This window comes from Streptococcus sp. HMSC064H09 (assembly GCF_001812625.1).
GTDB lineage: Bacteria > Bacillota > Bacilli > Lactobacillales > Streptococcaceae > Streptococcus.
The window spans coordinates 44,312-50,616 of record NZ_KV809556.1 but is presented as its reverse complement, the minus strand read 5'-3'; the positions used below and the strand labels follow the sequence as shown (position 1 = coordinate 50,616).

The window sequence follows — 6,305 nt, the reverse complement described above, 5'->3', positions numbered from 1 at the left end:
CTGGTGGTATCACTCCCTTGTAGCTATTTTATGCAACATTTTTAATCGCCGTTTTTATACCTACTGATATTTTTCATGAACTCACCTCGTTCATCTTAAGAATATAGGATTTACGTTTCGTGTGGCATGGGTATCACTCCTTAGGCTATTTTACGCAACAACCTAAGTGTCTCCATTTTTATACCTACTAACATTTCTCATGAGCTTTACCTCACTTTTTCTTAAGTTAACAGATTTGAGTTTGGCTTTCGACTTCTGGTGGTATCACTCCCTTGTAGCTATTTTATGCGACTGAATTAATCTCCGTTCTTGTAACGTCCTACTGTCATGCGGTCACGCTCCTCAGAGATGATTGGTAAAGTTATTTGTTTTGCCTACTGTTTTGTTTAGAGATCTTAGTCTCCGTTTTTGTACCTTGAAATATTGACTCTCACCATGGCTTTTACCTCCTTGATGAATCCTTATCTTCTTTACACTCTAAGTATAATGTAAACGCTTACTTTTGTCAATCTTTTTAACAGAAAAACGCATAATTTTTTGAAAAAAGATTTCTTTGCTACAATAGAGACATGTTAGATTTAAAAGAATACGGCATTGTCATGTGGGATGCTGAGAAAATCGCCTCTTTTCGTCGTACCCTCCTGGACTGGTACGATCGAGAGAAACGAGACCTACCGTGGCGTAGAACTAAAAATCCCTACTATATCTGGGTCAGTGAAATCATGCTACAACAAACCCAGGTTCAGACTGTCATTCCCTATTACGAGCGCTTTTTAGACTGGTTCCCAACAGTTAAAGATTTGGCTGAAGCTCCAGAAGAGAAGCTTCTCAAAGCTTGGGAGGGGCTAGGTTACTATTCACGTGTCCGAAACATGCAAAAGGCTGCTCAACAAATCATGGATGATTTTAATGGTCAGTTTCCAGATACTTATGACAATATTGCCAAACTCAAGGGCATCGGACCCTATACTGCTGGTGCTATTTCTAGCATCGCTTTTGGACTCCCAGAGCCCGCTGTTGATGGTAATGTTATGAGAGTTATGGCTCGCCTCTTTGAGGTTAACTACGATATCGGAGACGCCAAAAATCGTAAGATTTTCCAAGCGATTATGGACATTTTGATTGACCCTGACCGTCCAGGAGACTTTAATCAGGCGCTTATGGACCTTGGGACCGATATCGAATCAGCTAAAAATCCAAGACCAGACGAAAGTCCAATTCGCTTTTTCTGTGCAGCCTATATCAACGGAACTTATGACAAGTACCCTATCAAATTGCCTAAGAAGAAGCCTAAACCTATGCAAATTCAGGCTTTTATTATCAGAAATGCAAAGGGTGAATTTCTGCTCGAAAAAAATATCGAGGGACGTCTGCTAGGTGGTTTCTGGTCCTTTCCTATCATGGAAACGGACTTTATCGACCAACAACTCAGCCTTTTTGAAAAGGATGATAGTATTCTCGAGACAGTCTCTCAAAAGGCTATTTTTGAGGAAAATTATGCCCTCAAACCAGAGTGGACAAACAATAGTTTTACACCCGTAAAACATACCTTCAGCCACCAAAAATGGACCATCGAGATGGTGGAAGGGATCGTCAATGACAACAAACTCACTACCGATAAAGAGCTATGCTGGGTAGCGGCTGAGGACTTCGACCAGTTCCCAATGGCCACACCACAGAAGAAAATGATTAAAACTTATAAAGACAGCAAAAAAGGATAGCAGTGAGTGCTACCCTTTTTATTATGCGTCAAGTTTAGCGTGCTTCCGGGCACGCAAAGCAAGATATACCTTTGAAAGAACTACTCCCAGAAAGATATAAAACAATTCCAAATAAGTCACATTTTTTGACATCAAAAATTCAATCATAATACGACACTCCTTTTTATTAAGAACTCCTGTCGCTGTTCTCAGTTATGCTTTTATTATAGGTAAGTGGGCCAATAAAAAATAGTGACATAAATGTCACTATGGAGAATATAAATTCCAAACGTTTTATTTTATTTACGATAATAAAAGTCAGATGATTGACCCATCTCAAGGTCATTTTGTGTTCCTAAAAGTCTATCTTTACTATTATCAGATTCGTTATTATTTGGAATAGAAACTCCCGCAGGGATCATAAAAAGTTGTGAACCTCCTACAGGTCCCCCCGACGAACTATACTCCTTCAAAATACCATCTTTCACTTCTCCGAATTTTAATGTAATAGTTGTACCAGATTGTGTGACTCTATCCTTGCTAAATACAATAGTGTCTCCTCTTCCATTTTCCCAAGTTCCTTCAAGACTACTAAAATCACCATTCTGAATAGCATTGATGTCCATACCAGTCTCTTTATTTGACTTGCTGTCGCTACTACTTTCTTCTGTATCGTCGCTACTTGAGTCATCAAAGTCATACCAATCTTCGGAAGACAAATCCAGAGTCTGGGCGTCACCTAAGCCAACCTTACTGGCACCATCAGTTGTCTCAGACATACTGAAATCAACAGATTGAAGTTGGTTAAAGACTCCATCCTTGATTTCATAGGTCTCAGCTTTGGCCTCAGGTCTCATACGTTGGAATAGTTGGCAGTAAATCGTACCATCTTTATAGAATTTCATGGTGCTCAAGTAACCACCCTTGGCAAAGGTTCCAGCACTTTTGGCAAATACAGGCTTATCATCATTATCAAGATAATAAAGGGCATGAACACTGTCAGGAGTACCAATCAAAAGCTCAGCTGAGCCATCACCGTTGATGTCTACATAACTATATTGCACGTTTTCTCCTGCTCTTTTAGCATCAAAAATAGTGCTAGTCGCATAAGCTTCGTCAGACGAAAGATCACTTGGAACAGCTGATGTATCGCCGTTCAAAGCAATAGGGCGATAGAGATCCAAGACTGAAGCATAGAGCTCATCGTAGCTCACTTCCTCGGTTTCGGACGAATCGCCACTCACTTGCTCAGACTTAGAAGCACTGTCGCCTGAGCCTGAACCACCCGTATTTGTTGCGTTACAAGCTGTCAGCAAGAACAAACTTGATAAGAGCGCAAATCCTGTTAATTTCTTTTTCATAACTATCCTTTCATAAGAAACGACCTAATATAAATATTAAATCATTTAAATCTCTCTGACATTATGTTAACAATTGTATGGTTGATAAGTCAAGTTTTTTGAAAAATTAATTTATGTTTATTTATCAAGAATACTTATATAATAATAACTTTCACTATGATCCAACAATCCCATTCTCAATCAAATTAGAATTTTGATTAAAATATCTAGATATTAATTAGTGATTATTTTTACAATTACAAATATCTGCATCAAAAAAAGCTGGACCTCAGTCCAGCTTTCATCTGTCTATTTCTACTTGGTCATAAAGTAGGTGATAATCACCAATACTGCTACGATAGCTAGGACAACGGCCAGGAATCCTAGCATGTAACGCAAGAGAAAGTAGGTAAATGGAAAATTTTCTTTCATGTTTTACTTTGCCTCATACCATGTGCGGCCGTCATTCTCATCTGCAATGAGTGGGACAGCGAGTTCGACTGCAGCTTCCATGGTTTCTTTAACCAAGGCTTTCATCGCTACAAGTTCATCGTTTGGCACCTCAAGGACGATTTCATCGTGCACTTGGAGGAGCATCTTAGTTTTATAGCCACCTTCTACCAAAGCCTTGTCTAAGTTAATCATAGCAATCTTGAGGATATCAGCAGCACTTCCCTGAATAGGCGAGTTGATGGCTGTACGCTCTGCGAAGTTGCGAACATTAAAGTTACGAGAATTGATATCTGGCAACTCACGACGGCGATGGAAGAGGGTTTCTACATATCCTTTATCCTTGGCCTCACGAACCACATTTTCCATATAGGCCTTAATACCAGGATAACGCTCAAAGTAAGTGTTGATATACTCCTTAGCCTTTTTACGGCTAATGCCAAGGTTATTAGAAAGTCCGAAGTCAGAAATGCCATAAACGATACCAAAGTTAACAGCCTTGGCGTTACGACGGTCGTTAGGTGTGACATCCTCTGGCTTTTCAATGCCAAAAACACGCATGGCTGTAGAGGTATGGATATCTGCCCCCTCTTTAAAAGCAGCAATCAAATGCTCATCTCCCGAAATGTGGGCCAACACGCGCAACTCAATCTGTGAGTAATCCGAGCTTAAAAGCACTGCATCCTCAGTCGATGGGACAAAAGCCTTACGGATGAGACGACCTTGCTCCAAGCGAACAGGGATATTTTGCAAGTTTGGATCCACTGATGAGAGGCGACCTGTCTGTGTTAAATCTTGCACATAACGGGTATGGATCTTGCCATCCTCAAGAATATAGTCCTGAAGCCCCAAGACATAGGTAGACTGAAGCTTAGTGATTTGGCGGTACTCCAAAATCTTAGCTACGATTGGAGCAATTGGTGCCAAACGTTCAAGGACATCAACAGCTGTCGAGTAACCGGTCTTGGTTTTCTTAGTGTATTCCAAAGGTAGTCCCATCTTTTCGAAGAGGATGACACCCAACTGTTTTGGCGAGTTGATATTAAACTCTTCGCCCGCCATTTCATAGATTTCTTGGGTCAATTTATCGATGACTACTTGGTTTTCCACTGCCATCTCGTTAAGGGTTTGTCCCTTAACCTTAATACCAGCGATTTCCATCTTAGCTAGCACATTTGCCAGTGGTAACTCCATATCAAAGAGAAGCTCTGATTGGCCGTGTTCAGCTAGCTTTTCTAGCATGACCGGTTTAGCGACCTGCAGAACCTTGACTTTTTTAGCCAGGTGGCTGAGCAAGACCTCTTTTTCAGGAACGGCACGCTTAGCTCCCTTACCATAGACCACTTCATCTGTTTCTAACGGTAGATCCGTATAGAGACGGGCAATGGTTGACAATTCATTGTCCTCAACTGTTGAGAGGAGATACTTGGCCAGACGTGCATCAAAATTAGCCGTGGGCAAGTCAATACCTAGATGACTCAAAAGGACCTTACTACGCTTGAAATCGTAGATATTAACAGCTTTAGAAAGAGCTGCCTGGAAGGCGTCTGATTTTAGTAGACCAGTATCTGTAGACGCATAAATCTGCTTGTCATTCCCCCAAGCAAAACCGATGATAGGTTCTGTGTGATAATTGTCACCAAGAATCTCAAAATAGAAGAAATCATCAGAACTAAAGTGACCCGCTGTCACTTGGCTAGGCTCAGTATAGGCCACATCAAAATCCTGCGGCACAGCCTCTCCACCAAGGGCATTTTTGAACTGAACAAAGCCCATCTCGTCATAGAAGGCCGCCAATTTTTCAAGGTCAGGTCCCGTAAAGGCCGTATCATCTAGGCCAATTTCAATAGGAGACTGGGTATCAATGGTCGCCAAAGTCTTAGAAAGGAAGGCTTGATCCTTGTCGTTGATGAGATTTTCCTTCATCTTGGACTTCTTCATCTCATCAATATGCTCATAGATACCTTCAAGGGAACCGTGTTCCAAGAGGAGCTTAAGACCAGTCTTTTCACCAATCTTAGTAACTCCTGGAATATTATCGGACTTATCACCCATGAGGGCCTTGAGGTCGATGAATTGCGCTGGGGTAATCCCCATTTTCTCCATGAGGTAGTCAGGTGTGAAGGCCTCAAACTCAGCCACACCTTTCTTCGAAATCTCAACGACTGTGTTTTCGTCAGTCAGCTGAATCAAGTCTTTATCCCCTGAGACAACCGTGATTTGATAGTCTTCACTGGTGTTTTCAGCCATCTTAGCCAAGGTACCGATAATGTCGTCTGCCTCGTACTGAGCCAGGTCATAATAGGCGATACCACGTGCAGCCAACATCTCACGAATATAAGGAAACTGCTCACGGAATTCCTCTGGAGTCTTGGCACGACCAGCCTTATAATCCGCAAACATCTCTGTACGGAAAGTTGTTTTCCCAGCATCAAAAGCTACCAAGACATGAGTCGGCTGGATTCGCTCAAGCAGGTTGTCCAACATGAGGTGGAAACCGTAAATAGCATTGGTATGAAGGCCATTATTGTTACGAAAACGGTCAATTTGATTATAGAGTGCGAAAAAGGCACGAAAGGCAACGGATGAACCGTCAATTAGGAGTAATTTTTTCTGATTAGTCATAGGTTTATTATAGCATAGATGAGAGCATTGGTTTTGATTGAAAAACTCTTATTTTGCGGAGACTGTTTTATAAAATAGTCGTTCAAAGATAGAAACTGAAAGGAAAATTGTCCAGAGACAAGCTGTAAAAATAGTCAGTCAACAGCTGATGGCAAAAGTCCGCTCACAAAACGATCTCAGGCATTTCCCA

Annotated in this window: 3 protein-coding genes; 1 reads left to right on the top strand and 2 read right to left on the bottom strand. The window is 41.3% G+C overall.

Annotation, left to right across the window (positions count from 1 at the left end; all coding sequences use genetic code 11):
* Window positions 1-569: 569 nt before the first annotated feature.
* Window positions 570-1,721 (top strand): A/G-specific adenine glycosylase, encoded by a 1,152-nt coding sequence (gene mutY, locus HMPREF2867_RS01615; protein ID WP_070575310.1) that lies wholly within the window; start codon window positions 570-572, stop codon window positions 1,719-1,721.
* Window positions 1,722-1,999: 278 nt separating this feature from the next.
* Here the strand turns inward: mutY and HMPREF2867_RS11485 are convergent, their stop codons facing one another.
* Together HMPREF2867_RS11485 and polA are read right to left on the bottom strand one after the other, a co-directional pair.
* A complete protein-coding gene (locus HMPREF2867_RS11485) occupies window positions 2,000-3,061 on the bottom strand; it encodes a DUF6287 domain-containing protein (RefSeq protein WP_064520741.1) in 1,062 nt (353 codons plus the stop codon).
* Window positions 3,062-3,475: 414 nt separating this feature from the next.
* Window positions 3,476-6,115 carry a DNA polymerase I gene (gene polA / locus HMPREF2867_RS01605; protein WP_070575307.1) on the bottom strand — a complete coding sequence of 880 codons (2,640 nt, stop codon included), beginning with the start codon at window positions 6,113-6,115 and terminating at the stop codon, window positions 3,476-3,478.
* Window positions 6,116-6,305 lie beyond the last annotated feature (190 nt).

Excerpts from the sequence above, each read along its gene's own strand:
- HMPREF2867_RS11485 (WP_064520741.1), bottom strand. The coding sequence starts at position 3,061 with ATGAAAAAGAAATTAACAGGATTTGCGCTCTTATCAAGTTTGTTCTTG.
- mutY (WP_070575310.1), top strand. The coding sequence starts at position 570 with ATGTTAGATTTAAAAGAATACGGCATTGTCATGTGGGATGCTGAGAAA.
- polA (WP_070575307.1), bottom strand. The coding sequence starts at position 6,115 with ATGACTAATCAGAAAAAATTACTCCTAATTGACGGTTCATCCGTTGCC.